This is a genomic window from Bacteroidia bacterium (genome assembly GCA_026932145.1).
Lineage (GTDB): Bacteria > Bacteroidota > Bacteroidia > J057 > JAIXKT01 > JAIXKT01.
In genome coordinates this window covers 20,901-46,400 of the sequence record JAIXKT010000041.1, presented here as the reverse complement: position 1 = coordinate 46,400, position 25,500 = coordinate 20,901, and the positions used below count along the sequence as shown (strand labels likewise).

The window sequence follows — 25,500 nt, the reverse complement described above, 5'->3', positions numbered from 1 at the left end:
AACTATGGAACCAGTACACCTTTTTGACTTTTTAACCAATCAGGTAAATAAAAATCCGGACGATCCTTTTTTGGCCTCTATAAAAACAAAAAATGGTCAAAAACAATGGGTTCGGCATACATTTAAGGAAACTCAAATAATGGCAAACCGAGTAAGCCAGTTGCTGATTGATTTAGGGCTAAAAAAGGACGATAAAATCGCCATTATCGCTACAAACTGCTCTGAATGGAATTTTGTGGACTTGGGTGCCATCCAAATCGGAATAGTTGATGTACCTATGTATCCAACTATTTCAGAAAAAGATTATGAATTTATATTTGAAGATTCCAAGATTCAATATGCTTTTGTGGGAGACGCGGAGATATACCAAAAAGTGAAACCTTTGCTGGGCAAAATATCCTCATTGAAAGAAATTTATACATTTCATGAAATTGAAGGTGCCAAAGTATTCTCAGACGCACTACCTCCGGAAAATAAAGTTAATTTGAATGAGATTCAGGCGCGTACACAGAAAGTTCAGGGAGATGATTTAGCAACTATCATTTATACTTCGGGCACGACCGGCTACCCTAAGGGCGTGATGCTATCTCACCACAATATTTTAAGTAATGTGTTGAGTGTAACCAGCGTACTTCCCTTTTTACAAGATGGTCAAAAGGGTGAAAAAGTGCTTAGCTTTTTACCGCTTTGCCATAGTTTTGAGCGTACAGTTTTTTATGCTTATCTCTATTTAGGGATGTATATTCATTATGCAGAAAGTTTGGAAACAATTGGTGATAACCTAAAAGAAGTTAAACCACATTGTTTTTCAACTGTACCACGCTTATTAGAAAAGGTCTATGAAAAAATCATAGCGAAAGGCAGTGAACTTACCGGAATCAAAAGGTCTCTGTTTTTTTGGGCTATTGACGTTGGCTCGCAGTATAAAATTGGTGAAGACTTAGGCTTTTTTTATAATCTCAAACTCAGCATTGCCCGAAAGTTGATTTTTAGCAAGTGGCAAGAAGCATTAGGCGGAAAAGTCAAGTTTATCATAACCGGAGCTGCTGCTATGCAACCCCGATTGATAACATTATTCACGGCTGCCGGAATTGATGTGATTGAAGGTTACGGACTTACCGAAACGGCTCCTGTTCTTACCGTAAATCGTTTGGATGAAAAACAGCGTTGCACCGGTACAGTAGGGATACCAATACCCGGCGTTGAAGTCAAAATCGCCGAAGACGGCGAAATATTAGCACGAGGCGAAAATATCATGAAAGGCTATTTCAACCGACCAGATATTACCGCCGAAGTGATTGATAAAGAAGGCTGGTTTTATACCGGAGATATAGGCGTTTGGATTGAAAAAAATAACAATAAATTCCTGAAAATCACAGATAGAAAAAAAGAACTCTTCAAAACCGCCGGCGGAAAATATGTTGCCCCACAAACCATAGAAAACAAAATGAAAGAATCTAATTTCATAGAACAAATGATGGTCATAGGCGGTGATGATAAAAAATTTGTGTCTGCACTTATCGTTCCCTCTTTCTTAAAACTACAAGAATGGGCAAAAAATCAAGGAATTAACATTCAAAATAACCGAGAACTCATTCAAGAGAAAAAAGTTAATGACCTAATTCAGAGAGAAATAGATAAATATAACCCTGATTTTGGCCAATGGGAACAAGTGAAGAAATTCATCTTGTTAGACAAAGAATGGACTATTGACTCTGGAGAATTAACCCCAACGCTGAAACTCAAGCGAAAGATTCTCTATGAAAGATATGCCAAAGAAATAGCTCAACTGTATAGTTAGGTATCCGAAACTATATCCGGATGACAGACCAGACGTGGTTAGGGCGGAGCCAGCTTATTTTGGGTACACAGGGTTTAGATGCCTTGAAGAATGCGCAGGTTTTGGTCGTTGGCTTGGGAGGGGTAGGCTCTTATGCAGCCGAATTTTTGGTTCGTTCAGGGCTTGGAAATATCACTATCGTAGATGGAGACGTAGTTGACCCAACCAACAGAAACCGCCAATTACCGGCATTAGCAACTACACATGGCCAATTCAAAGCTACACTTATGGCTGAACGATTGCAGCAAATAAACCCTGAACTAAAGATTTCTACACATCAGGAATTTATTAATACAGAGCAAATTATCCAATTACTTTCTACGCCGTTTGACTATGTGTTAGATGCTATTGATAGCGTAACGCCGAAATTAGCTTTGATTTCGGCAGCCTATCGCCAAGGCTACCGAGTGGTTAGTGCTATGGGGGCCGGTGGTAAAATTGACCCAATAAGTATTCGTATTGGAGATATTGCTGTAACAAAAGTTTGCCCATTAGCAAGCCATATCCGCAGACAGTTGCGCAAGCAAGGTATCTTAACGGGTATAAAAGCTGTATTTTCAATAGAGCCGGTTATTAGGTCTTCACTAATGCTTACGGACGGTTCTAACTTCAAAAAATCTGCTTATGGCACAATGTCTTACCTGCCGGCAGCTTTCGGCGGAGCTTGCGCCTCAGTTATTATCAGAGATTTATGCAACCTCCAAATCGCTAATTACGAGCGACCTACTAAAAAAATAAGAAGAATAAACAATACAAAAACCTAATAATTCTCGTTGATTTAGCCAAGAAAGTGCACTGCCTAAAATCGTAATTTGTGATAAAAATCACGGATAAACGAGATAATACTTACAGTTATTTTGGCACAAAAAACTGAAAATTGCTATCAGTTTTTTTAAAGAGATAATTATGAGACTTAGGCTTTTATTATTAGCAACACTTTTTTTGAGTTGCTTAGAGTTGCAGGCGCAGTTTGACTTCAACGGTCAGTTAATGCAGCGAACAGAATTAAGAAATGGTTATGGAAGCCTGATTCCTCAGGATACCGCGCCGGCAGCTTTCATCGGCAGCCGCGCCCGATTACAGTTTAGTTACAAATTAAAGTCTTTTAATTTTTATACCAGCATCCAAGATATTCGTATATTCGGAAATACCCCTCAAGCAAAAGTATCAGACGGCAATTTGTCTGTTTATGAAACATGGGGTGAAGTTTCTTTGGATTCAGCTTGGTCTATTAAAGTAGGAAGACAAGAGCTAAACTATGACAATATTCGCTTTTTAGGTAGTTTGGATTGGGCTCTACAAGGGAGAACCCACGATTTTGTGTTGGTTAAATATGAAAAAAATAAGCTAAAAATCCATGCTGGAGGTGGCTTCAACCAAGATAGCGACCGACTGTATGGTAACCTTTTTCTAAATACCAACCAATATAAAACGGCACAAATGATTAGAGCTGAATATTCAGCAGAAAAATGGACATCCTCATTTTTATTCTGGAATGACGGCCGCCAATACATCCAAAAAGACTCCACCGGAAAAATCACCGAAAAAGGTGTACGATTTATGCAAACAATTGGCCTACCAACACTTAAATTTACCTTAAATAACACAACTATATCCGGTTTTTATTACCACCAATTGGGGAAAGATGTTAAAAATAAAGATGTTAATGCTTTTGATGTGTCTATTCAGGGTTCACAATTATTGAAATTCAATGAAGAAAAAGGTAGTCAGCTACGCATTACTGCCGGTATCGAAATTTTAAGTGGAACTCCTAAAACGGAAACAACTAAAAATAATTCTTTTTCGCCGCTGTATGGGACTAACCACGCTCACAATGGATATATGGATTATTTTTACTTAGGCGGCCGCCATGAAGGGTCAGTTGGATTACAAGATATATTTCTAAGACTGAAATATGACTTTTCCAAGAAATTTTTCTTGTCAGCTAATACTCACTACTTTAGCGCAGTTGCAGATGTTTATGATGCGCTAAATGCAAAACAAAGTAAATATCTTGGAACTGAAATAGACCTAACATTTGGATATATTTTTAAGGATAATTTATCCCTTCAAGCAGGTTATAGCCAGATGCTTGCTTCCTCAAGCCTTAAAGCCCTCAGAGGTAACGCATCTGTTAAGGATACCCAAAACTGGGCTTATATCATGTTGATATTCAGACCTAAAAGCAATAAACCTTTTGTTGGATTAACATTCTAAGCAAAGCTATTTTATATTTTTTTAAAAAAGCGAGGCTGCCCAATACTTGGACAGCCTCGCTTAGATTTTTAGATAAGAGCGAATTATTTAGAAGAGGGAAAATAAAACCCTAAGTTAAGTCCAATATAAGAAGCCTTTAAGTTGTAGCCTTCATATATTTTAGTTCCGGTATTTCCGACCTTAAACTCGTAATTTTGATTTAAGATGTTGGTTAGAGCTAAGTGGTAAGCTACACCAATGTCTATTGTTCCTACGTTTTCGATGTCCCATTCTACACCTCCGCCAAATGCCCAATTGACATTGAGCAAGTTGATGTGTTTTCCGATTTTGTTTTTACCTTTATCCAGAATTATAATATCGTTTTCGCTGTTGGCATTTGCGCCCACTTTAAAATCTATGGTTGGGCCTGTTTGGAATTTTGCATGGATACCGGATCCGCCAAGAGAGTTTGTTTTGAGTTTTAGGTTAATGGGTAGCTCCACATAAGTGAGGCTATATTTGACCTCATTGCTGAACGTACCAGAGCCAGTCTTGATGGTAAAACTTCTTAAAGACAAGTTTAGGCCGGTGCCGATTGCTACGTTATCTGAAAAGCCGTAGTCAAACATCAAGCCGGGAGTAAATCCTATTCCGGCTTTGGTTTCTGCGCCCTTAACTTCTTTGCCGCTGCTGTCGTATTTCACCATATTAATGGTAGGAGAGATTTTGATACCAAAACGTGGCCCGGCTTGTGAAAATCCGGAGGTAACGCAAACTAATAGCAATACTGCCAAGACATAAATTTTTTTCATAGAGTTAAATTTAGTTTAAACGCAAATTTGACACCAAAACACATACAAAAATCAGTGAATTGATTATTTCTGAAAAATAAATGGAGAAATTAAGATACTTACCTTTGTGGATTTTATTTTGGGCTGAAAATTGCCCGCAAGAAACATATTTTTTGAGTTCGACCTCTATATGTTTTTTCAAAAGTAGTATGTATGGATAATTCTGGAAGTTTATCTAACAAAATATCACAGTCGGTTTCTTGATAAATGATATTCCAACCATTACCCAATAGCTCGTCAATACTGTATTGAAATAACGGAAGGTTATCTGTTTTTAGGTTTAAAGGAGCGTTATCGGCTAAAGCCTGTGCGTAATGGGTTAGTTTAGAATGATGCGTAAGTCGCTTATGAGCAGAATTTTGTTTAGGATGCGGGTCAGGAAAGGTAAGCCAAATAGAGCTAAGTTCTTGATTGGAAAATAACTGCGTTACTTCCTCAATATGTAATTTAACAAAAACAATGTTATTGAGATTTAGCTTGATAGCATTCAGGGCACCTACATAAAGTCTATCGGGTTTTAAGTCAATAGCAATAACGTTATAGTTAGGGTTTTGTTGAGCTATACTGACACTAAATTCAGCTTTTCCGCATCCAAGTTCAGCGATGATAGGGTTTTCGTTTCCAAAAAACTGTTGCCATTGTCCTTTTAGATGATAGGGTTTTGTCAGCGCATTGGGAAGGGTATCAAAGGCATTGATACGGATAAGTTTTTTACGGGGCATTATTTAGGGTGTTTTTTTTCGGTTTCAGTATCTATATCTGTATCTGGAATATTAATATCGGGGATTGAGATTTCGTCTTTGGGGTCAATGTCTTCTATTTCGTTGGGGTCTGTTTTATCCCAGTCAAAGAAGTCTTTTTTTAATGGGTCATCAAACAAGTCTGATTCTATATCGTAGTCTTCATAGTTTTCGTCGTCATAGAAGTTATCAAAGGTGTCATCGCTAAAGTCTAATTCTTCGCTTTCTGGGTCGTTTGGGTCATCTTTGGAGTATTCAAATTCTGTATCGGTAGATTTTCCGGTACCTCTATCACGTTCACGCATTACGACTAAGGTATCTTTTTTGGATAATGGGTCATCTTTTGTGATTAGAGGGTCGCCGTGGGCAGCTCTGTAAGCAGCATATAGAGTGGAGTCAATAACGAGGTCAAATTCTACACGTCTATTTTTGGCTTTATGTTCTTCGGTATCATTGGGAAAAATAGGACGAGTTTCTCCCATCCCTAATGCCGTAATTTGGTTGGAGGGTAGTGTAGAGTGCGTTAAGATGTAATCACGAATATTAGTAGCCCGTTTTTCAGATAATTCTTTGTTAAAGGTATCATCACCGTCAGAATCTGTATGGCCGGTGATATTTAGAAGATAGTAGGGATGTTCTTTTAAAAAAGAAATGATATATTGTATTTTGGGTTCTATATCAGATTTTATGTCAGAGCTTCGTTCTTCAAATTCAAGGGATTCAAAGATAAGGGATTTTTTTTCTGCGATACTCTGGTTAATGGCTATCCATGTGGTATCGTTTTGAAAATCTGTAGAATCTAAGACTTGTATAGCGTCAGGCCCCAGTACGATAATTTGATATTTTCTGGAATTAATCAGGTCAAATTCAAAATATCCGTAGTGGTTTATGAATTTAGGTTCTATTTCCACACCTTTGTCTAAATCAAGGACGACTACTATTCCGATTACGGGTTTCTGGGTTACGGAGTCTATTAAGTATCCGCTTAGTTTTACGATGGCATCGGGTCTGGCACCCATTGGCATTGGAAAAGAATAGATGTCAAAGTCTTTAGGTTTTTCTGGTTTTGCCATAGCATAAAACAGTTTTTCGCCTTTTCCATCTACGGTAAAGTAGTATTCATCGCCGGGGGTGTTGACGAGGGGGCCTAAGTTTTTGGGTTCTTCCCAGTGGTCATTGAGCCAGCGGGATTTGAAGATGTCATAACCTCCATTTGAGTGCACTCCGCCCATTGAGCTGAAATAGAGGGTGTTTTTTATGGCATGAAAATAAGGCGTTACTTCGTCTTCAATGGAGTTAATAGTTGGCCCTAAGTTTTCGGCTTTTCCCCAAGATCCGTCAATTTGTTTGCGGGACAGCCAAATATCGGTACGGCCAAAGCCTTCTTCGCGATTAGAGGCAAAAAATAAGGTATTTCCGTCTGGAGAAATACATGGCTGAGAGTCCCAGTCATTAGAGTTGACTAAGGCTCCCAGATTTTTAACGTCTTTCCATTTGCCGTTGTCATAAGTAGCTTCATAAATATCGCAGACCCCGAACCCGTCCGGAGAATTACAGCGAGTAAAGTAGAGCTTTTTGCCATCTGGGCTTAAACAGGCTGACCCTTCATTGTATCGGCTATTGATTTCCTGTGAAAATTTGGTTGCGTAAGTCCAACCCCCATAAACAACATCAACTTCGGTGTAATATAAATCTTCATTTTGAAAATAGTCAGGCCCGGCAATAGCATCAAAAGGGCCTCTACGGGAAGTAAAAATAAGCACCGAGTTAGACGGGTGCATATAAGGAGCATAATCAGGAAATTCAGAATTGATGTGGTCTCCCATATTGAGCAACACCCCTTTTGGGGGAATTAAAGAATCAATTTTGGTTCGTGCCTCCACAATGGCATAGTAATAGTCTAAATCCACATAATCACTGAACCGTCCGGATCGTAATGAATCAAAATGAACTTTTATTTGCTTATAGTAACGAGAGTGGTGTCTTAGGGCTAAGGCGTAATACATCAAAGCGGTAACGGTATCACGCTTCATTTCACGGAGTTGTGCTAATTTCCAAACATAATCAATATCATCCCGAAAGTTTTTGATGCCGAATTTTTGGATGTATCGCTCCAATAAAGAGTCTAATTCAGGGTAGTTTTTTTGCTTCTCGGCATTGATAACGCGGCGAAGCAAGCGTTCATTTTCGTATTTTGGTATTTTATTAATATTTTCAAAATGAATATAAGGTTCTGTAACGGCATCAGGGTCAGTAACTTGTAGGTATAAAGAAGTGGAAGATTTGATTTTTAAGCCGCGAATCTCTTGTGCATACAAAGCCGATATGCTTACACATACATAAGCATAGACCCAAGTTAGTAGCACAAGTTTCTGTAACACGGTATATTTTTTAATAGCCTCGTTTTATGATTCCGTGTCCTACTTTAACGTCAGTATATTGGTCTTTAGGGTGGTTATTTAGGGCGGTTTCTATTTTTTCGAGGGTTGTAGCGTCTAATTCGATTTGTGCTGCTGCAGCATTTTCTCGGACTTGTTTGGGGTTTGAAGCACCAAAGATAACTGATGTTACTGCTTGTTTTCGTAAGCACCAAGCTAATGCTAATTGAGAAATCTGAATATTGAGTTCTTGGGCAATTTTCTCAAGAGCATCTAATTGAGCAAATGTTTCGGGAGTCATTCGTTTGTGGGGAAAAAGCTTACCGGAAATGGGGTCATTAGCGCGTGAATTTTCCGGAATATAGCCAAGTTTATATTTTCCAGATAGTAACCCTTGAGCTAACGGAGAATATACCACTAAACCCACTTTTTCTTCCTCACAAACTCCCATAACATCAACTTCTAAAGAACGGTTCAGTAGGTTGTAAATAGGTTGATTCGAAACCGGTTTACGCCAGTGATTTTTTTCACAGATATTTATTGCACGAAGTATCTGAATAGCAGACCATTGACTTACTCCCCAATAGCGAATTTTCCCTTGATTGATAAGTTGATTCATGGCAAAACAAGTTTCTTCTAAGGGCGTATCTATATCAAAACGATGGCATTGATACAAATCAATATAATCTGTTTGGAGGCGACCGAGTGAAGCATCGCAAGCATTATGAATATGCCGCAAACTAAGTCCCTGAGTCATCCAATGATTACCCATAGGTCCAAAAACCTTAGTAGCGATTATAACTTCTTGTCGAATCAGATTTTGAGCTAAAAAATCACCTAATAAACGTTCTGCATCTCCTTGATTGTAAACGTCTGCCGTATCAATAAAGTTAATGCCCGTTTCTAAGGCGGTAGATAAACATTCGTAGCTTAATTGTGCTCCTACGGTAGTGCCATAGGTTTGCCAACTCCCGATACTCACTACTGAAAGATAAAGTCCGCTATCCCCTAATTGTCTGAATTTTATCATGAAAACTACATTTACTATGGGTTTGTAAATTTACCGCGATATTCTATTCCTTTATATGAAAAAACGTAATTGTAAACCTTGTTTGGAATAAGTTTTTTCCGATTTACATATCGAATATGTTTATTATTAACATTATTTTCCAATGAGGAGTCATGAAACAGTTCTCGGTGGTGCTCATCAAAGAGATGAAACTCTACTACACCCGGAATAGAAATAGTATATTCAATACGTATTTGAGTATCAGATGTTTGATGCGAAAGGATATTCAGCACAGCTTTCTTGTTTTGGGCATTTAGCCCATAACATAAGCCTATCCAGCAAATACCTAAGTAAGTAGTTTTTTTTAGTAACCGCAATATCTGCACCATACCAACCCGCAAATATCCAAAAAATGTCTATAATAGAACTCTTTTACCCAAATAGAGTTTTCAAGCATTTTTTACGTAGCGAAATAATACTTAGATAGAATTGTTTAAAACATTTGTTATTTTTATTGTAACTTTGCTACTTGAAAACTAAGCCACAGAGATATGGACTGGATTTTAGATAACCTTGAAATAATTATAGCTTTTGGTCTCTTTATCTATATTTTTAGAAGAGGTGCAAAAACAATTAATAAAACCGTTTCTAAAACGGAGGGGAACGAAACTGAGGTTTTAAAGGCAAAAACAGTTTCTGAAAAACTTCCCAAAAAGAAAAAAAATAACTCTGTTAAGCCATCAAAAGCAACCTCCAAGACCTATGAAGGTGGATTTCCCGGAAGAGTTAAGGAACATCAAGAGCTAAAAAAACAAATACTTTCCGGAGCTACCGTCAAAAGCCAAAATAAGGAGATGCTATCTCACATAGCCGCAGAAATTAAGGCGCAATATGAACACGATACTTCGTCCTCTATGGCAGAAGTATCGCTGCCTAAGAATATATCATCTAAGAATCCGAAAGATTCTAAAAAAGCACACCTTCCAGCTAAAACCAAAAGAAACCCGTTAGCACTACCAGCCTTAAGAAGAAAATCAGAACTTCAACGCACGATTATTCTTTCTGAATTATTCAGAGCAATATAGGAAAGAACAATATAACAAAATATCTTAGTTAGGGATATTCAGAAGCAACCTATTTCGGTATATCTGGATATTTTGAAAACAATGTGTAAAAAAAAATACTATTTTTGTAACTTAATTATGCGTTAAAGCGTATTTTTAACAAATTTATGAAACATCTCCGGTGGATTTTAGGGTTGGGGGTGATTTTGGCCGTCCATTTTAGCCCATTCATAGCGTTAGCGCAGGGCAATTTCATTGAGCGGTGGTCTTATTCACAAACGACACGTAAGCTGAAAAAGCAACTTGTGCGCCCCAATACCTTGCACAATCCAGTTAAACTCGAAAAGATTTTAGCTACTTATAGCGAGCGTTATCACCATCTAACAGAAAAATACCGAAATAAACCTAAACCATACTATTATCCGAGATTTTTAACAGAATGTATGACCGGAATGGCCGTAATCTCATACTTAACAAAGAAAAAGGAAAAGACAGACTATTTTTTAGCCAAAATCCGTAAAATATCCCACCCGGGTGATGTAAAAGTAGCACTACTGATGTTTGAAGCCAAAATGCTCTTAGATGAGCAACGCTTTGATGAAGCAATCGCCAAAATTGAATACGCAAAAGAACTTAACCAAAATGTAGAAATGTCATCAAAACAAAAAATGTACCGAGACAGATTATTGTGTTGCTTCATCAAGAAAATCCAAAACGAAGAAGTAGAAGGATGCTACTGCCCCGAAAAATTCAAAGACTTTTTTAACGCAGATACTCATATTTACAAGGTTGTTATGGGTAATAAATTGTGATTTTAAGGAAAAAATTGAGCTATCACCTGAAATCACAAATAAATTTACCATTTTGCCTAAGAAATAACCTTGAATTTCGTCCACTATGGCAATTCGCCCCGAAGGTCTGTTAGAGAAAATTTTACAGTACTTAGAACTTAAATTACAATTAGTTTTAGCTAAAACCCAATTAACTTTACGCCATATATTAGCAGTTGCGCTTGTCTGGCTGCTTATAGTAGTGATTTCTTTAATTAGTATCGTAATCATTAGTATCGCATTGGGAGCTTGGATTGGTTATTTAATAGGAGCTTGGTATTGGGGAATATTAATCATAGGAGGCTTGTATGCACTACTTGCCGTGCTACTGTACGTTTCCCGAAGACCATTATTCAAGAAAATATCACTTCATGTAGATAACCTTTTACAAAAGGCCACTCAGCCCAACGACCCAACTATATGAATATAGAGCCATCATTAGAAGAAAAAATTGAGCAATTAGAAATAAAAGTCCGTATGCAGCAGCAGGAATTACTTCATAGTGCAAAACAAATTCAGCATCAACTTACACCGGAAGTTATTGGATACAAAATTGGCCGTTGGCTGAAAGAAAAATTACAGCATTACCGCTGGCTATACTGGGTTGGAGGCGGAATCGCTATCCTAATGATTATCAGAACCATAATAATAACATTTTTTTCTCCTAAAAACCGTCTTACCCAAACCGGTAGGCAGCAAATCATACGCTATGCCTCTAACCCCCCTTGGTGGTTAAATATAATCTCTCGCGCTATCCAAGTTGTTATTCTAAATTATCTGCGTAAACGCTTGGTTCAGTTTTTAAATTCACGTTCATAATTATCTGATTATCTGTGTCTTTTCTTGCAAAACTTATTCAAAATAAACAAAATAACGAAAAAGGAATCGGTGTTTTATTAGATCCAGACAAAATAGATCCAAGCACTTTTCCGAAAAAAATCATTGAAATAGAAAAAATAGGAATAGCCTGCTGGTTAGTTGGTGGTTCTCTATTATTTCAAGGAAATTTTGAAAGCACAATTAGGTTATTGAAAGAGCATAGTTCTCTTCCGGTGCTTATTTTTCCGGGTAATAATCTGCAAATAAGCAGCTCGGCGGATGCTATTTTATTTTTATCACTATTGAGTGGCCGTAATCCGGAATTTTTAATTGGCCAACACGTCATTGCCGCACCATTTATCCGGCAAACAAATTTAGAGGTAATCCCAACAGCCTATTTATTAGTTGATTCAGGGAATCTTACTACGGCACATTACATGAGTCACACATTACCAATACCTTATGACAAGCCGGAAATAGCTGCCTGTACGGCATTAGCGGGTTCATACCTTGGTTTTCAGGTGATTTATATGGACGGAGGCAGCGGAGCAAAACAGCCCATCTCAAACGAAATGATCCATGCCGTCCGAGAATATGTAAATCTCCCCATCATTGTAGGCGGCGGAATCCAAACAAAACAACAAGCACAAAATCTCTGGAATGCCGGAGCAGATATTGTAGTCATAGGAACAGCCATCGAAAAGGGAAACCTCAATAACTGGTAACAATCTACCTAAAACTTATGCTAATTTTTCCTTAATTTGCACGAAACTCGTTTTATGGGACTATTTGATTTTTTCCGCAAAGATAAAGGCAAGGATAAAGAGAAAGACAAGGAAAAGGATAAAGAGAAGGAACAATCCGCCGAAGATGCCAGCTTAGAGTCCGGCTTAGAAAAAACCAAAACGAGTTTTTTTTCGCGTTTAGCAAAAGCCGTAGCAGGTAAAAGTACCATAGATGACGAAGTACTCGATAACTTGGAAGAAGTACTCGTTACTTCTGATGTTGGGGTAGAAACTACGCTGAAAATTATAGATAGAGTCCGAGCCCGCGTAGCAAGAGATAAGTATCTAACAACAAGCGAGTTAGAGAAAATATTGCGTGATGAAATCAGGGTAATGATTACCGAGCAAAACGCCACCTACCGGAATTTATCCTTTGATGTTCCTCAACCAACCCAGGACGGGCGAAAAGTGCCTTACGTCATAATGGTTGTAGGCGTAAACGGCGTAGGCAAAACAACTACTATCGGAAAGTTAGCTTGCCGGTTTAAAGAAGCTGGTTATCAGGTTGTTATTGGAGCAGCAGATACTTTTCGGGCAGCAGCGGTAGATCAGTTGAAGATTTGGGCTGACCGTGCGGGCGTACCAATGGTTGATTTAGGGATGGGGGCTGACCCCGCCTCCGTAGCCTTTCAAGCTGTAAAAATCGGCTACGAACAAAATGCAGACCTCGTAATTATAGATACCGCAGGACGGCTTCATAACAAAATTAATTTGATGAACGAGCTTTCCAAAATAAAACGCTCGATGTCTAAAACAGTTATACAAGCCCCCCATGAAGTCCTCCTTGTCTTGGATGCTTCTACCGGCCAAAATGCCGTTTCACAAGCTACTGAATTTACCAAAGCAACCCAAGTTACAGCATTAGTTCTCACTAAATTAGACGGAACCGCCAAAGGAGGAGTTGTTATTAGCATCATGGACCAATTCAAAATCCCTGTAAAATTTATTGGCGTTGGCGAAGGAATCAGAGATTTGCAGCTATTTGAACCCGCCCTATTCGTTGAATCTTTATTCAAAAAATAAATAACAATACTTATTTGTGGAATTATTAATTGCCGTTTTTGTAATTGGATACTTATTTATTGCCTTAGAGCATAACGTCAAGATTGATAAGGCTGCAACTGCTATTACCTTAGGAGCCGTATCTTGGGTAATTATCTCATTATCAGGAATTTTACCGCAGGAAAAATTAGGAGATTCTCTGGCACATCATCTAAGTGAAATATCGGCTATCCTTTTTTTCTTGATTGGTGCAATGACTATCGTTGAGATTATTGATAGCTATGAAGGCTTCCGAATCATCACAGATAAAATAAAAACACGGAATAAAACTACTCTGTTGTGGCTTGTTTCCGGCGTTACCTTTTTTTTATCAGCAGTATTAGACAACCTAACAACCACTATTTTAATGGTTTCAATTGCCCGAAAGTTGGTTCAAGAAGATAATGAGCGCAAAACGTTGGTTGGGATGATTGTAATTGCAGCGAATGCAGGTGGAGCTTTTTCTCCGATAGGGGACGTTACAACTACAATGCTCTGGGTTGGTGGCCAAGTAAGTAGTTTAGAACTGATAAAGCACTGTTTTTTACCCAGCATTATATGCTTAGTTGTTCCGCTAATAATTTTATCGTTCTCGATGAAGGGAACTTTGGCAGAACCCACCCCAAACACGACTGATGAAAGTGCCGTTAAATCTGATGTGCGAATCTTAATATTAGGTATAACCGGATTGATTCTGGTTCCCGTTTTAAAAACAGTTTTTCATCTTCCGCCATTTATGGGAATGATACTTTCATTGGGAACAATTTGGATTATTACAGAATGGATGCACCGGAAAAAGACAGATGAAGAAAAGACGAACTTAGCCGTTGCACGGATTCTTAAAACCATAGATACTCCCAGTGTGCTGTTTTTTTTAGGAATCTTACTGGCCGTTGCCGCCCTAAGTGAAGCAGGCATACTCGCCGGTTTGGCTAAATCTTTGGATAAAACCATTGGAAATAACGCTATCGTTGCTATCATCATCGGGTTAGCATCAGCAGTTGTAGATAACGTCCCCTTAGTGGCAGCCACAATGCGGATGTATTCCTTAGTGGATTTTCCAATAGATCATTTCATGTGGCAAATGATTGCTTTTTGTGCCGGCACGGGAGGTAGTGTGCTAATTATTGGTTCAGCAGCCGGAGTTGCCGCTATGGGAATAGAAAAAATCCCGTTTGGATGGTATTTCAAAAAAATAGGAACCTTAGCATTAGTAGGCTATTTTGCCGGCGTTGCTGTTTTATTGCTTCAACATAATATATCATAAAGGCTCATCTCTGTGAAAACTTATCTCCGTACTTTTCAGTTTGCCAAAGAGTTTTATCCTAATCTTACTCTGTCAATTATATTTTTAATATTCTTCAACCTATTTAATGCGATTTCACTAACCTTAGTAATTCCCTTTTTGGAGTTATTATTTTCGGGAAAAACAACGTCCATTCCTACCATTACAGATACTGATTTAGGTGGCTGGAAAGATGAGTTCTTTCATTGGTTAGATAGCCAAATTGCCGAAGTAGGAAAATTTGAGACTTTAATATGGTTCTGTGGCATTATCTTAGTAGCAATATTTTTAAAATCATTATTTAAGTATCTGAGTAGCTATCAATTAGCAACATTTGAGCATGGACTTATTCGGAATATTCGGAATAAAATATTTGAGCATCTAACTAAGATGGGGCTGAGTTTTTATACCAATACGCCCAAAGGTCAGCTCATGAATATAGCAGTTACGGACGTTCAGATTCTTCAGGAGGCAGTAGTAGGAACGGTTCAGAATATTTTGAGCGATCCCATAACAATGATTACCTTCTTAGTTACCATGATTTTGATTTCTTGGAAACTCACATTATTTACGTTAATTGTTTTGCCTGTTACCGGTTTAGCGATTTCGGCCATTGCGAAGTCATTAAAGCGGGATGCCGTCCGCGCCCAAGAGCAAATGGATATTTTGATGGCTCAAAAAGATGAATTTATCTCAGGAATTCGGGTAGTGAAGGCTTTTACTGCAGAAAATCATGCTTTACATCAATACCTCAAGCGGAACGATTTCTTTACAAAATTGATGATAAATTTTCGCAGACGCTCGGATTTAGCTTCGCCTACAACCGAAGTGTTGAGTATCACCGTAGTGATTGCGATTATTTTATACGGTGGCTACTTGATTTTAGCTGGCAAAGGTGAGCTAAAAGCCTCTGAATTTATCGGCTTTATCGCATTATTTTCTCAGTTTATTGCCCCCATCAAAACTTTGTCGGGAGCCGTTACTAGGATCCAAAAAGGTGCAGCTTCTTTTGAACGAATAGAAAGACTTTTATCCACCCCTATTGAGCAAACAGAACAAATCTTGGGAAAAATAGCACCCCCATTCTCAACAGCTATTGAAATCAAAGACGTTCATTTTCAGTATAGTAACAAACAAAAACACGCACTTTCCGATATATCGTTATCCATTCAAAAAGGAGAAATAGTAGCCTTAGTTGGCCCATCCGGCGGTGGCAAATCCACCTTAGCAGATTTAATAGCGCGCTTTTATGACCCACAAATAGGAATAATCACCTTTGACGGTATTCCATATCAAGAATATGATGCTACCTCAATTCGGGAACAAATGGGGATTGTTACACAAGAAGGTATTTTGTTTCATGATACCGTTCACAACAATATTGCCTATGGCGGGCGTGGGTATTCCAGAGAAAAAGTAATTGAGGCTGCCAAAGTAGCTAATGCTCACGCTTTTATAGAGCAATTGCCACAAGGCTATGATACTGTTTTGGGTGAGCGTGGCACCAAATTGTCCGGCGGGCAGAGGCAACGAATCGCCATTGCCAGAGCCATCTTGCGAAATCCGGCTATCTTAATCTTAGATGAAGCCACATCCGCCTTAGACACCGAATCCGAAAGACTTGTTCAAGAAGCTCTTGAGCGCGTTATGAAAGACAGAACCTCCATCGTTATTGCCCACAGACTATCCACAATCCTAAACGCCAGCAAAATTATAGTGATAGAAGAAGGAAAAGTGATTGAAATCGGCACACATACATCATTGGTTGCTCAAAGAGGATTATATGCAAAACTCTATGAAAATCAATTTTCTACCATTTAAAATAACCCTGATTTTCTTCGCTTGGGCTTTTGCGATGCGGCTGGTAGCCCAAATGTCTTTTCAATTAGGCGAAACAATCCAATTTACTAACACTCTTCCTGATAATGCACCCAAAAATCAACAATGGAAATTAGTAAAACCATTACCTACCAACATAGAACTTGTTTATTTTCAGGTAGAAAACTCTTTAATTTCAGTCAAACTTCGTTCTTTTCGGATAGATTCTATCCAGAAATTTGAGTTATACTTTGGCTCAATTACGGGGCGCGATACGTTTCTGCTAAATGTTATTTCACCGGAATATCACTTCGTTTCTGCCTTAACACCAAGTTTTAAAGATTATGAAGGGATTCTCTATTGGTATCCTATAGAGATACCGATACCTTGGGAACGTTGGATAGTTGTACTTGGCGTTAGTTTGTGCGTTTTGATAGTTATCGGAGTTATTTTCAAAGGGCCGCTTATGATAGCTTGGAAACGATATAAACAAAAACGCAATGCCTATATGCGTGTGCGGTATTTTGATACACTTTTACAGGAAGATTTCCCCCAAAAACTATTGAAAATCAATAACTTCTGGAAAAAAGAACTTTCTATTCTTTTTAATGTACCGTTTCAATCCTTGACTTCCAATGAACTTGCTGCATGGAGCTTTAGCACTACCGATGAACACAAAGAAGATTTGGTTAAGCTGTTGGAATTAGAAGAGCAATTTATTTATGCCGGGCAAACTGTAAGCCAAATTATATTTGAAAAAAAGTGCCAAACAGTACGTACTCTGCTTGGCGTTACGGAACAGGATCATGACCGCTACCTCCCCAAGGGTGGCAACGAGAAATCCGTTTAATAGCTAACCAAAGTCCCATTAAACTCCCGTGCTTCTGAATACTTTGAATAGCATATTCAGAACACGTTGGTACATAGCGGCATGAGGCCGGCAACCACGGTGAAATAGTCCACTGATACAGCCTGATAAGCAAAACAAAAAAAGACTGAATGATTTTTAACATCGCTGAGCCAATGACTGCAACAAGGTCTCAACGTCTTGTTTTATAGGCAAGTAAGACTTTAATGCAGGACTTTTGTAAATGAGCGCGAGCAACAATCTTGTGTCTAAGCTGAGTACAGGTATTTGATGCTGAAAGTTACGAAACGCCTCTCGCATACACCGCCGCAGATAGTTACGCCGCACCGCTTTCCGAACTTTCTTTTTAGGTACAACAAACATAATATGCCACGGCGTGTCTTCTTTTTGACTTACCTGCATTTTCTGCTCTAAGTACAATAAAATTAAAGTACTACCCTCTATTTTTTTACCCAGTTTAAAAAGTGCCTGAATATCTTTCTGGCTGCATAAACGAGATGCTTTAGGTAGCCGAAAAAGATGGTCTTTCAATAGTAAAATTACTGTTTATGCTTTGGTTCGCAGCTAATCGTTAGTTTATGGCGGCCTTTTGTGCGACGAGAGGCAAGTACTCGGCGACCATTATGAGTGGACATACGCTCCCGAAAACCGTGCTTATTTCGGCGCTTACGATTACTGGGTTGAAAGGTTCTTTTCATCGAAAAATCTAATTCAAAATTTGAACCGCGAAATTACAACTATTTTTGCATACCCAAACGTTTTATAACGCTTTTGAAAAATATTACTGCACTTCTTGGGCTGCATTCTTTGAAAAAAGAATATCTGCAAGCCAACATTTGAGGGTTGCCAGTGCCTCAGCAACTTTCCAATTAGCTGTATTACGGCTTTCAACATAATTTGAAATACTACGAACGCAGGTAAACGGAACCTCCATCTGTAGGCAAGCCAAAAATACAGCAGCACTCTCCATCGTTTCTATATCTGCTTGAAATCTGCTTAATAACTCGGTTTTGCGAGATTCTGTTCCGGTTATAGTGTTTATAGTAAGCCCTGTAACCGAAACTAAACCGGTTTTTGAAGGAGTAGGATTCGGCAGAAAATTATAAATTTGTTTTCCTTGTTCATTCATCAGTGAAAAACCTAAATCCTGCAAATTAAGCCATCCAGAATCCGTAAGGCTGCCTAATTCCGGAAAACAATCTATTCTAACTTCTGCCAAAGAACCTAACGGTAAATCTTTGTCAAAAGCCCCAGCGATGCCTAAGTTCCAAATATGCTGATACTTATTGAGTGCTAAATGCCTTCCTAATTGAAAAGCGGTGTTTACCATTCCTATGCCGGTGATGAGTAAATCCCAGTTTGGAGGTAAATTATTGCCGGAATATATCCCTTCCCATTCTAAGTGCGTTGCAACAACAATAAGGTTTTTATTTCCCAAGATATTGTAATTCGTTTGTGATTAGGATATTATATTTAGTTAAAATATTTTTTGTGCATTTTGGCTGGTAATGCTTGCAATTTCAGAAAGCTCTAAATCATACACTTGGGAAAGTTTTTCGGCGACATAAATTAAGTTTGCCGGTTCATTAAGTTTACCGCGCAGAGGCACAGGTGCTAAATAAGGGCTATCTGTTTCTAAGACAATATGTTCTATTGGAATTTGCCTTAAAACTTGGGGTAAAGTTGAATTTTTGTAGGTAACTACGCCGCCTATTCCGAGCCCAAAATTTAGGTCTATAATCTTCCGTGTCTGTTCAATAGTTCCTCCAAAACAATGAAAAATCCCCCTTAAACGCCCGTCTTGGGCTTTCTGAATAATTTCAATAGTTTCATCTAAGCTGTTTCGGCAGTGTAAAATAATCGGTTTTTGGGTATCTTTTGCCCAAGATAGTTGAATTTCTAAGGACTTTACTTGTTCCGGCCAATAGGTTTTATCCCAATACAAATCTGTTCCGGTTTCGCCGATACCCGCCCAATAAGTTTCTGATAATTTGGATTCTAATGTATTTAACACTTGTTTGAAATCTGCCTTAACTGAACACGGATGAAGACCCAACATCGGGAAAAATTTATCTGGATACCGAAAGTGCAACCGAAGCATTGGTTCTAATGAATCTAAATCAATATTTGGCAGATAAACGGAATCTGTTTTAGCCAGAGTTCTCTCAATAATTTCATCCAAACAGGATTCAAAATCAGATAGATACAGATGTGCGTGGGTATCAACAAACATAGTTGCGACAAAGATAGCTAAATGAATTACTGAAAATTGGCTTTTTGCAGGAGCTCATATTTCGGGAATAGGGGCTATTTTTTTCGCTTCCAGCGATAATATGTTCGATAAAATGGCTGTGTTTTTTTCCAAATAGAAAAAATACTTTCTTCTGGAAAAATATTTACCCGAAATATTTCGTATCTGTCATCTTCAATAGTTATGCCGCCTGAATCCGTTGAAATTCCAAAAAGATAGCCGGCTTCTTGAGTGGCACGTTTTACCGTTTCTGTAACGTCTCCGTAGGGATAAGCAAAGGACAAAACCGGCAGCCCTAAGCAATCTTCTATATTTTTTTTGGATTGAAGCAAGTCATTATTAAGTTCTTGGGCTGAAAGTGTAGATAATTTTTGGTGTTTCATGCTATGCGCTCCAAACTCAATTCCGTATTGGCTCATTTCCCGCCGGTGTTGGACGGTCATTAATTTAGCTTCCGGCTCTCCGGTTTGGGTATCCCAAAAATTTGTAGTGGCCTGAAGGTCTCCCAAAGAAAAAATAGTTGCTTTAAATTGGTGTTCCAAAAGTATCGGAAAAGCATTTGTATAGTTATCTAAATAGGCATCATCAAAAGTTAGGATGATAGGCTTCTTCGGAAATTCAGATAAAGGGCGAACCCCTGCCCTAAAATGTTGATATTCTTGAAAAGTAATAGTTGAAAATCCACTGTTTTTCAGGTATTTAACAAGTTTTTCAAATTTGTTTTGGGTTAAAAAAATGCGATGTTTGGTTTGTATTGGTTCTTTGGGAATTTTGTGCAACATCAAAATAGGAATCCATGTAGGGGCTATTTTTCTGCCGATAGTCTCCTGATATTGGGTTTCGATAGTGCGATAAATATGTTTTGGGTTGAAATAATTTCGGATAGATTCCGTTACTTCTTTGGGATTTTGGGCAATAGGGTTTTTGAAAAAAGTAGATAGTTCTTGGGTAATTGCCTGAAAATCTATGGAAGTAGCTTTTTTATCGGATAAAATATCCCCAAAATTGGTTACTAAAGATTGGGATAAATTTTTTGAAGTTACCAAACCTATGGAAGCTGCTTCTCCGATTGCAAAAACCGGTTTTCCAACCAACAACGATTCTATGGCGATTCTGCCTGAAGCCATTATCAAAGAATGTTTTTCAATAGCGGGGTTTAACTCCTTAACAAAACCCGGAAAAAAGACTTGTCGTGGATAGGTTTTTGTTATTTCTTTTTTGGCTTGTGTGGCAGCAGTTCCGATATTTTCTATATCCCCTCCGGCGATTGTAACCGTCAAGTCTGGGAAGTTTTGTAATAAAGTAGGGACACTTTCGGCGAGTAGCTTTGCGATTATTTCTCCTTTAGGGCCGGACATCCTGCCGGCTATCAAGAGAGACAAGTTTTCAGGTTCCTGAAAATCATGTGGTTGAGCCTCAACTGGGTTGGGAATGACCTGAATTTTAGCAGGGTCTATACCTACCTCATGAATTAAATGTTGGGCGATTGCATCAGAAACGGGTAACAGTTTTTTTCCGTAAATATTCCAGAGTTTTACAGAAAGGTGCAAGTGTTGCCGTCCATGAATGGTAGAGAGATACACTGCGTTGGTATTTCGGGTAGCCCAGTTGCACACCCAACTGGCTGCACGTGAATGTGCATGAACTACCTGAATTTGCTCTTTTTGAATGAGCTGCTTCAGAAACCGGATGTTTTTAATCCGTTGGGAATAATTTCTCTTAGAAATTGGCTGAAATAGTACCGCTGCCTGAGAGGGGGTTTGGAAGGTATCAGAAACAATAATAACATGATGCCCATTAGCTATTTGGGCATCGGCTATGGTTGCAGCATAAACTTCGGCACCGGTTACTTGGGTTTGAGAAAGCACATGCATGATGCGCATGGCTTATCTGGGATGATGTTGCTTATTGAGGGAATCTACGGCACCCATTAAGTTTCCGGTAGCAGCAAAATCTACTGTAACAAAGTTTGGAATGCGGCCAGTTTGGGTGGAGCAAGCCAATGCACGGGTTACTAAAAACTCTTTGGTATTTACTATTGCAGCTTTGGTACTGTCAGCAACGCTAATTTCTTGCCCCAAAAAGGTTGCACTTGCATACACAAAGTTATTTAGCACAAATAATGAATATGCCGGATTACCACGATTATAGGCGCAGGTAAACTCCTCCGGCTTCTTGATGTTCCAATTTGTTTCAAAGCCAAAGTCCCAAACGTAATGATACCAAGAAGGTCTGCCGGCAGTGCTATCATCTGTTAGAACTACCAAACGTTTATGTGATTGTATCATTTGCAGCAAAGTAGGCCATGGCTTACCTTTTTCTTGGATATGTAATGAATCCAACAAGTTAGCTTCGGTAAGTGCATTTTGAATCTGCTGCCACGGGGCGGTAGCTTCCAATATTAAAGTTACTACTTCTCGGGGATTTTGCTTTAGAAACGCTGAAAATAACTGTAAAACATTTACTAAGGGTTCTTGCCCCAAAACGCCGCGTAAGTCTTTATTATGATAGACAAATGCTTTTCCCTTAAAATTATTGTCAAACCCTTGATATTCATGAACATCAATCATGAATGCACGAATTCCCTGCTTTAATTGCTGGTCTATGGGGTAGTTTTGGTTGGGAAACAGGTAGCGGACATTTCCGCCGGCTGCATAGTTAAAGGCATTATGGGTCGTAGGGTAGGCTACTTCGTCATACTTTCGGTTACATAAAGAGGAATCTCCATTGCAAGGTTCCATCTTAGTGGTAACTGTTGTATCGGGTTTATTTGGCTCGTTATTGGGTTGTGGTGAGTCGTCTTTGTTTTTACAACTTACCCAAGTAACCAACAGCAGTAGCCCTAAAAGTGCTAACTTGACGGATGTTTTCATTGACATAAATTCAGTTGTTCAAAGGTAATTAATTTTGAGATTTACAAGAATATTGCAGTTGTTTTTCAGTGATTTATTCAGAATATGTTGTGAGAAGGCAATTATTAGAAACAGTTTTCCAAGACTATGGAGGAAGCGCCACCGCCACCGTTGCAAGCTCCGGCAGCACCATATTGTTTGTTTGTTCTTTTCAGGACAGAAATCAGCGCACAGAGGGTTCTGCTGCCGGTAGCTCCTAAGGGGTGTCCCAAGGATACTGCCCCACCGTGTAAGTTGGTAACGCTGTGGTCAATTTCTAAACGTTTCATATTTGACAAAGCAACGCAGGAAAAAGCCTCGTGAATTTCATACACAGCAATATCTTTTGCGGAAAGGCCGGCCATTCGGGTTGCTTTTGGAATTGCTAATGACGGTGATGTTGGAAATTCTAAAGGTTCTTGTTCTGCATCAGCAAACCCGGCTATACGCGCTAATGGCTTGAGGTTTAGCTCTTTCATTTTGCGTTCACTCATAATCACGAGAGCAGCACCGCCATCGTTTATTTTGGAAGCATTGGCGGCTGTGATTGTTCCATTGGGGCTAAATGCCGGCTTAAGTTTTGGAATTTTATCATAGATGACTTTTTGGTATTCTTCGTCTTCTATCATATATTTTTCTGTACCGGATTTATCTTGGAGTAAAAATGGTTCTATTTCTGCTTTCATCCAGCCGTTTTGGGTGGCTAAGGCAGCTCGTTTGTAAGATTCTATGCAGTAATTATCTTGGTCTTCACGAGAAATATTTAGACGGGCAGCGACTTTCTCTGCTGCAATGGCCATGTGGCAGTCATGATAAACGTCCCAAACACCATCTTTTATGAGGCCGTCAATCAGTTTTCCGTCAAAAAGTTTGTAACCCGTTCTTGCTTTGTCTAAATAATAAGGTGTTGCGGACATATTTTCAAAGCCTCCGGCTATGATAATATCTTGCTGACCGAGCATAATACTTTGAGTTGCTAACATAACCGTTTTTAGGCTGGAAGCACAAACTTTGTTAATGCTGGTGCAGATAACTTCATAAGGGAGGCCGGCAAAGATAGCGGCTTGGCGTGCCGGCGCTTGACCTAAATTGGCAGACATAACGTTGCCCATATAAACCTCCTCTACTAGCTTTGAGTCTAAAGAAATCCGCTTTAGAGCTGCTGCTATTGCATGAGCACCCAATTTAGCAGCATGAACACCTGATAACTGCCCGCCAAAACTCCCAACCGGAGTGCGCGCCATAGATACAATATAAGCCGTTTCCATCGCTGATTATTTTATTGACAAAAGTACATAGAGAGAGCTATTTTTCGATACAAAAGTTGAAATTTTATACTGCAATCCTAAAATGATGATTTTGAACTTTTGCAACCTGTTTTCTGTTCTCTATTCAAAATTAATAAATTAGTAATAAGAAACAGTTTAGTGGTTATGGAAAATAATTTTGTAATTACAGATTGTTTTTACGGTTTTTATCTGATATAAATGTAATATGTTACAAAATAGTATTATACCCTCCAGAATTATAGCATTGGCTATTGTAATATCAGCAGGATTACTCTATCCTTCTTGTGAAACAAAGCCTAACTCAGCCCAAGAAACTCCTTCGGATAGCAGTACCGTTTCTGCCTCTAATGAGCAAGGAAATCCTTTGAGGGCTCAGGCGAGCAGCATTTTTGCCTCTGTCTCTTCAATACACACTGAACAGACTGATGATCAGATGGTTCTATTAGGGAAGAAACTCTATTCGGACACTCGCTTATCTAAAAACCAAACTATTAGCTGTGCTTCTTGCCATAAATTAAATAAATATGGTGTGGATAATTTAGCATTTTCTCCGGGAGATACAAAAGCGTTAGGCGGCAGAAACTCACCGTCTTCTTTTTATGCTTCATTGCATGGTATGCAGTTTTGGGACGGACGTGCCAAAGATGTTGAGGAGCAGGCCGGTGGCCCAATTTTAAACCCAGTAGAGCATAATATCCCCGCTAAAGATTTTTTAGAAAAAAGACTTAGAGGTTGTTTAAAATTTATTTTTTTATTCTGTTAAGCATAATTCTAATCATAGCTAAGTGCACAAAGCTTGTACTGCATTCGGGGTGGAATTCATAGTCATTAACCAATCTTCGTTGAAAACCAAGCCATCCAAAAGTTCGTTCAACTATCCATCTCTTGGGTAAGACATTAAATCCACTAATTCCTGCCACTTTTTTTACAATTTCCAAAGTGTAATTCAAACTTTTTAAAATCCATTCAGCTAAGTTACCGGTATAACCTTGATCTGCCAATATTTTTGTCAATCTAGGGTACTTATATCTTAATTCTTCAAGAACATATTTAGCTCCTTCTCTGTCCTGAATATCAGCGTTATGAATCACAATAGCTATAATAAATCCGAATGTGTCAGTAATAATATGTCTTTTTCTTCCTTTAATTTTCTTGTTTCCGTCATAACCGTTTGATAACGAGAAAGAACAAGTTTTAACAGTTTGACTATCAATTAATCCAAGACTTGGTGAAACATGTTTTCCTTTTTCCTTTCTTAACTTATCACGCAAAAAATCATGTATTTCTTCAATAAGCCCTTCTGCTGTCCATTTTCTGAAATAATAATAAACGAGTTGCCACTTAGGGAAATCTTTAGGCAGCAATCTCCATTGAACACCAGTTTTGGTGATGTACAATAATGCGTCTACAATACATCTTAAAGGATGCTTTCTTTTCCTGTTATCATTTACTATTTTTTCAATAGCTTCGTACTGAATATCAGTTAGGTTGGTTGGGTAGGCTTTCATACTTGCTTAATTATCTGATTAATAATCAGCAATATAC

General features: G+C 38.6%; 26 protein-coding genes and 1 pseudogene. 13 read left to right on the top strand and 14 right to left on the bottom strand.

Going from position 1 to position 25,500, the window contains the following annotated elements:
* Positions 1-4 precede the first annotated feature (4 nt).
* The 3 genes from LC115_09380 (at position 5) to LC115_09370 (ending at position 4,057) form a co-directional block, all read left to right on the top strand.
* Positions 5-1,801 (top strand): long-chain fatty acid--CoA ligase, encoded by a 1,797-nt coding sequence (locus LC115_09380; GenBank protein ID MCZ2356877.1) that lies wholly within the window; start codon positions 5-7, stop codon positions 1,799-1,801.
* 20 nt (positions 1,802-1,821) lie between these two features.
* The gene (locus LC115_09375) at positions 1,822-2,604 is read left to right on the top strand and encodes a tRNA threonylcarbamoyladenosine dehydratase (protein MCZ2356876.1); all 783 of its coding nucleotides are present in this window, start codon (positions 1,822-1,824) and stop codon (positions 2,602-2,604) included.
* A gap of 142 nt (positions 2,605-2,746) precedes the next feature.
* A complete protein-coding gene (locus LC115_09370) occupies positions 2,747-4,057 on the top strand; it encodes an alginate export family protein (protein ID MCZ2356875.1) in 1,311 nt (436 codons plus the stop codon).
* 83 nt (positions 4,058-4,140) lie between these two features.
* Here LC115_09370 and LC115_09365 read toward each other — a convergent pair whose 3' ends face one another.
* The 5 genes from LC115_09365 to LC115_09345 form a co-directional block, all read right to left on the bottom strand.
* Entirely contained in the window at positions 4,141-4,848 is a 708-nt protein-coding gene (locus tag LC115_09365) for a PorT family protein (protein MCZ2356874.1), read from the bottom strand.
* Between the two features lie 113 nt (positions 4,849-4,961).
* Entirely contained in the window at positions 4,962-5,609 is a 648-nt protein-coding gene (gene trmB, locus LC115_09360; protein ID MCZ2356873.1) for a tRNA (guanosine(46)-N7)-methyltransferase TrmB, read from the bottom strand.
* Entirely contained in the window at positions 5,609-8,008 is a 2,400-nt protein-coding gene (locus LC115_09355) for an OmpA family protein (protein ID MCZ2356872.1), read from the bottom strand. Before LC115_09355 ends, trmB begins: the two co-directional genes overlap by 1 nt.
* A 10-nt stretch (positions 8,009-8,018) precedes the next feature.
* Positions 8,019-9,035, bottom strand: a complete 1,017-nt coding sequence (locus LC115_09350) for an aldo/keto reductase family protein (protein MCZ2356871.1) — start codon at positions 9,033-9,035, stop codon at positions 8,019-8,021.
* Between the two features lie 14 nt (positions 9,036-9,049).
* Positions 9,050-9,403, bottom strand: a complete 354-nt coding sequence (locus LC115_09345) for a hypothetical protein (GenBank protein MCZ2356870.1) — start codon at positions 9,401-9,403, stop codon at positions 9,050-9,052.
* 162 nt (positions 9,404-9,565) lie between these two features.
* Between LC115_09345 and LC115_09340 the strand changes: the two genes are divergently transcribed.
* The 9 genes from LC115_09340 (at position 9,566) to LC115_09300 (ending at position 17,506) form a co-directional block, all read left to right on the top strand.
* Positions 9,566-10,099 carry a hypothetical protein gene (locus LC115_09340; protein MCZ2356869.1) on the top strand — a complete coding sequence of 178 codons (534 nt, stop codon included), beginning with the start codon at positions 9,566-9,568 and terminating at the stop codon, positions 10,097-10,099.
* A 146-nt stretch (positions 10,100-10,245) separates the two neighbouring features.
* Complete coding sequence (locus LC115_09335; GenBank protein ID MCZ2356868.1) at positions 10,246-10,890, top strand: hypothetical protein; 645 nt, start codon at positions 10,246-10,248, stop codon at positions 10,888-10,890.
* Positions 10,891-10,975: 85 nt separating this feature from the next.
* Entirely contained in the window at positions 10,976-11,332 is a 357-nt protein-coding gene (locus LC115_09330) for a hypothetical protein (protein ID MCZ2356867.1), read from the top strand.
* Complete coding sequence (locus LC115_09325) at positions 11,329-11,727, top strand: hypothetical protein (GenBank protein MCZ2356866.1); 399 nt, start codon at positions 11,329-11,331, stop codon at positions 11,725-11,727. Before LC115_09330 ends, LC115_09325 begins: the two co-directional genes overlap by 4 nt.
* Positions 11,728-11,741: 14 nt before the next feature.
* Positions 11,742-12,452: a geranylgeranylglyceryl/heptaprenylglyceryl phosphate synthase gene (locus LC115_09320; protein MCZ2356865.1), complete on the top strand. Its 711-nt coding sequence runs from the start codon at positions 11,742-11,744 to the stop codon at positions 12,450-12,452.
* A gap of 54 nt (positions 12,453-12,506) precedes the next feature.
* Positions 12,507-13,535 (top strand): signal recognition particle-docking protein FtsY, encoded by a 1,029-nt coding sequence (ftsY, locus tag LC115_09315; GenBank protein ID MCZ2356864.1) that lies wholly within the window; start codon positions 12,507-12,509, stop codon positions 13,533-13,535.
* 16 nt (positions 13,536-13,551) lie between these two features.
* Positions 13,552-14,820 (top strand): sodium:proton antiporter NhaD, encoded by a 1,269-nt coding sequence (gene nhaD, locus LC115_09310; protein MCZ2356863.1) that lies wholly within the window; start codon positions 13,552-13,554, stop codon positions 14,818-14,820.
* 12 nt (positions 14,821-14,832) lie between these two features.
* A complete protein-coding gene (locus LC115_09305) occupies positions 14,833-16,659 on the top strand; it encodes an ABC transporter ATP-binding protein/permease (GenBank protein MCZ2356862.1) in 1,827 nt (608 codons plus the stop codon).
* Positions 16,634-17,506 carry a hypothetical protein gene (locus LC115_09300; GenBank protein MCZ2356861.1) on the top strand — a complete coding sequence of 291 codons (873 nt, stop codon included), beginning with the start codon at positions 16,634-16,636 and terminating at the stop codon, positions 17,504-17,506. The genes LC115_09305 and LC115_09300 overlap by 26 nt, the downstream gene beginning before the upstream one ends.
* On the opposite strand, the gene yidD is transcribed toward LC115_09300, so the two are convergent.
* The 8 genes from yidD to LC115_09260 form a co-directional block, all read right to left on the bottom strand.
* The gene (gene yidD / locus LC115_09295) at positions 17,448-17,669 is read right to left on the bottom strand and encodes a membrane protein insertion efficiency factor YidD (GenBank protein ID MCZ2356860.1); all 222 of its coding nucleotides are present in this window, start codon (positions 17,667-17,669) and stop codon (positions 17,448-17,450) included. The genes LC115_09300 and yidD overlap by 59 nt on opposite strands.
* The gene (rnpA, locus tag LC115_09290; protein ID MCZ2356859.1) at positions 17,663-18,055 is read right to left on the bottom strand and encodes a ribonuclease P protein component; all 393 of its coding nucleotides are present in this window, start codon (positions 18,053-18,055) and stop codon (positions 17,663-17,665) included. Before rnpA ends, yidD begins: the two co-directional genes overlap by 7 nt.
* Before the next feature lie 8 nt (positions 18,056-18,063).
* Entirely contained in the window at positions 18,064-18,222 is a 159-nt protein-coding gene (gene rpmH / locus LC115_09285) for a 50S ribosomal protein L34 (protein MCZ2356858.1), read from the bottom strand.
* 83 nt (positions 18,223-18,305) lie between these two features.
* A complete protein-coding gene (gene mqnB, locus LC115_09280) occupies positions 18,306-18,962 on the bottom strand; it encodes a futalosine hydrolase (protein ID MCZ2356857.1) in 657 nt (218 codons plus the stop codon).
* Between the two features lie 39 nt (positions 18,963-19,001).
* Complete coding sequence (locus LC115_09275) at positions 19,002-19,757, bottom strand: TatD family hydrolase (GenBank protein MCZ2356856.1); 756 nt, start codon at positions 19,755-19,757, stop codon at positions 19,002-19,004.
* Between the two features lie 74 nt (positions 19,758-19,831).
* Complete coding sequence (locus LC115_09270; GenBank protein MCZ2356855.1) at positions 19,832-21,658, bottom strand: polysaccharide deacetylase family protein; 1,827 nt, start codon at positions 21,656-21,658, stop codon at positions 19,832-19,834.
* Between the two features lie 3 nt (positions 21,659-21,661).
* Positions 21,662-22,648, bottom strand: coding sequence for a hypothetical protein (locus LC115_09265; protein MCZ2356854.1), 987 nt, complete (start codon positions 22,646-22,648; stop codon positions 21,662-21,664).
* A gap of 104 nt (positions 22,649-22,752) precedes the next feature.
* The gene (locus tag LC115_09260; protein MCZ2356853.1) at positions 22,753-23,934 is read right to left on the bottom strand and encodes an acetyl-CoA C-acyltransferase; all 1,182 of its coding nucleotides are present in this window, start codon (positions 23,932-23,934) and stop codon (positions 22,753-22,755) included.
* A 445-nt stretch (positions 23,935-24,379) separates the two neighbouring features.
* On the opposite strand from LC115_09260, the pseudogene LC115_09255 reads away from it, so the two are divergent.
* Positions 24,380-24,685, top strand: a pseudogene (locus LC115_09255) (cytochrome-c peroxidase).
* Positions 24,686-24,698: 13 nt separating this feature from the next.
* On the opposite strand, the gene LC115_09250 reads toward LC115_09255, so the two are convergent.
* Positions 24,699-25,463 (bottom strand): IS5 family transposase, encoded by a 765-nt coding sequence (locus LC115_09250; protein ID MCZ2356852.1) that lies wholly within the window; start codon positions 25,461-25,463, stop codon positions 24,699-24,701.
* Between the last annotated feature and the right edge of the window lie 37 nt (positions 25,464-25,500).

Bases quoted from the DNA above. Each gene is read 5' to 3' on its own strand.
- LC115_09380 (MCZ2356877.1), top strand. From the start codon at position 5: ATGGAACCAGTACACCTTTTTGACTTTTTAACCAATCAGGTAAATAAA.
- LC115_09375 (MCZ2356876.1), top strand. From the start codon at position 1,822: ATGACAGACCAGACGTGGTTAGGGCGGAGCCAGCTTATTTTGGGTACA.
- LC115_09370 (MCZ2356875.1), top strand. From the start codon at position 2,747: ATGAGACTTAGGCTTTTATTATTAGCAACACTTTTTTTGAGTTGCTTA.
- LC115_09365 (MCZ2356874.1), bottom strand. From the start codon at position 4,848: ATGAAAAAAATTTATGTCTTGGCAGTATTGCTATTAGTTTGCGTTACC.
- trmB (MCZ2356873.1), bottom strand. From the start codon at position 5,609: ATGCCCCGTAAAAAACTTATCCGTATCAATGCCTTTGATACCCTTCCC.
- LC115_09350 (MCZ2356871.1), bottom strand. From the start codon at position 9,035: ATGATAAAATTCAGACAATTAGGGGATAGCGGACTTTATCTTTCAGTA.
- LC115_09345 (MCZ2356870.1), bottom strand. From the start codon at position 9,403: ATGGTGCAGATATTGCGGTTACTAAAAAAAACTACTTACTTAGGTATT.
- LC115_09340 (MCZ2356869.1), top strand. From the start codon at position 9,566: ATGGACTGGATTTTAGATAACCTTGAAATAATTATAGCTTTTGGTCTC.
- LC115_09335 (MCZ2356868.1), top strand. From the start codon at position 10,246: ATGAAACATCTCCGGTGGATTTTAGGGTTGGGGGTGATTTTGGCCGTC.
- LC115_09330 (MCZ2356867.1), top strand. From the start codon at position 10,976: ATGGCAATTCGCCCCGAAGGTCTGTTAGAGAAAATTTTACAGTACTTA.
- LC115_09325 (MCZ2356866.1), top strand. From the start codon at position 11,329: ATGAATATAGAGCCATCATTAGAAGAAAAAATTGAGCAATTAGAAATA.
- ftsY (MCZ2356864.1), top strand. From the start codon at position 12,507: ATGGGACTATTTGATTTTTTCCGCAAAGATAAAGGCAAGGATAAAGAG.
- LC115_09300 (MCZ2356861.1), top strand. From the start codon at position 16,634: ATGAAAATCAATTTTCTACCATTTAAAATAACCCTGATTTTCTTCGCT.
- yidD (MCZ2356860.1), bottom strand. From the start codon at position 17,669: ATGTTAAAAATCATTCAGTCTTTTTTTGTTTTGCTTATCAGGCTGTAT.
- rpmH (MCZ2356858.1), bottom strand. From the start codon at position 18,222: ATGAAAAGAACCTTTCAACCCAGTAATCGTAAGCGCCGAAATAAGCAC.
- LC115_09275 (MCZ2356856.1), bottom strand. From the start codon at position 19,757: ATGTTTGTTGATACCCACGCACATCTGTATCTATCTGATTTTGAATCC.
- LC115_09270 (MCZ2356855.1), bottom strand. From the start codon at position 21,658: ATGCGCATCATGCATGTGCTTTCTCAAACCCAAGTAACCGGTGCCGAA.
- LC115_09265 (MCZ2356854.1), bottom strand. From the start codon at position 22,648: ATGAAAACATCCGTCAAGTTAGCACTTTTAGGGCTACTGCTGTTGGTT.
- LC115_09260 (MCZ2356853.1), bottom strand. From the start codon at position 23,934: ATGGAAACGGCTTATATTGTATCTATGGCGCGCACTCCGGTTGGGAGT.
- LC115_09250 (MCZ2356852.1), bottom strand. From the start codon at position 25,463: ATGAAAGCCTACCCAACCAACCTAACTGATATTCAGTACGAAGCTATT.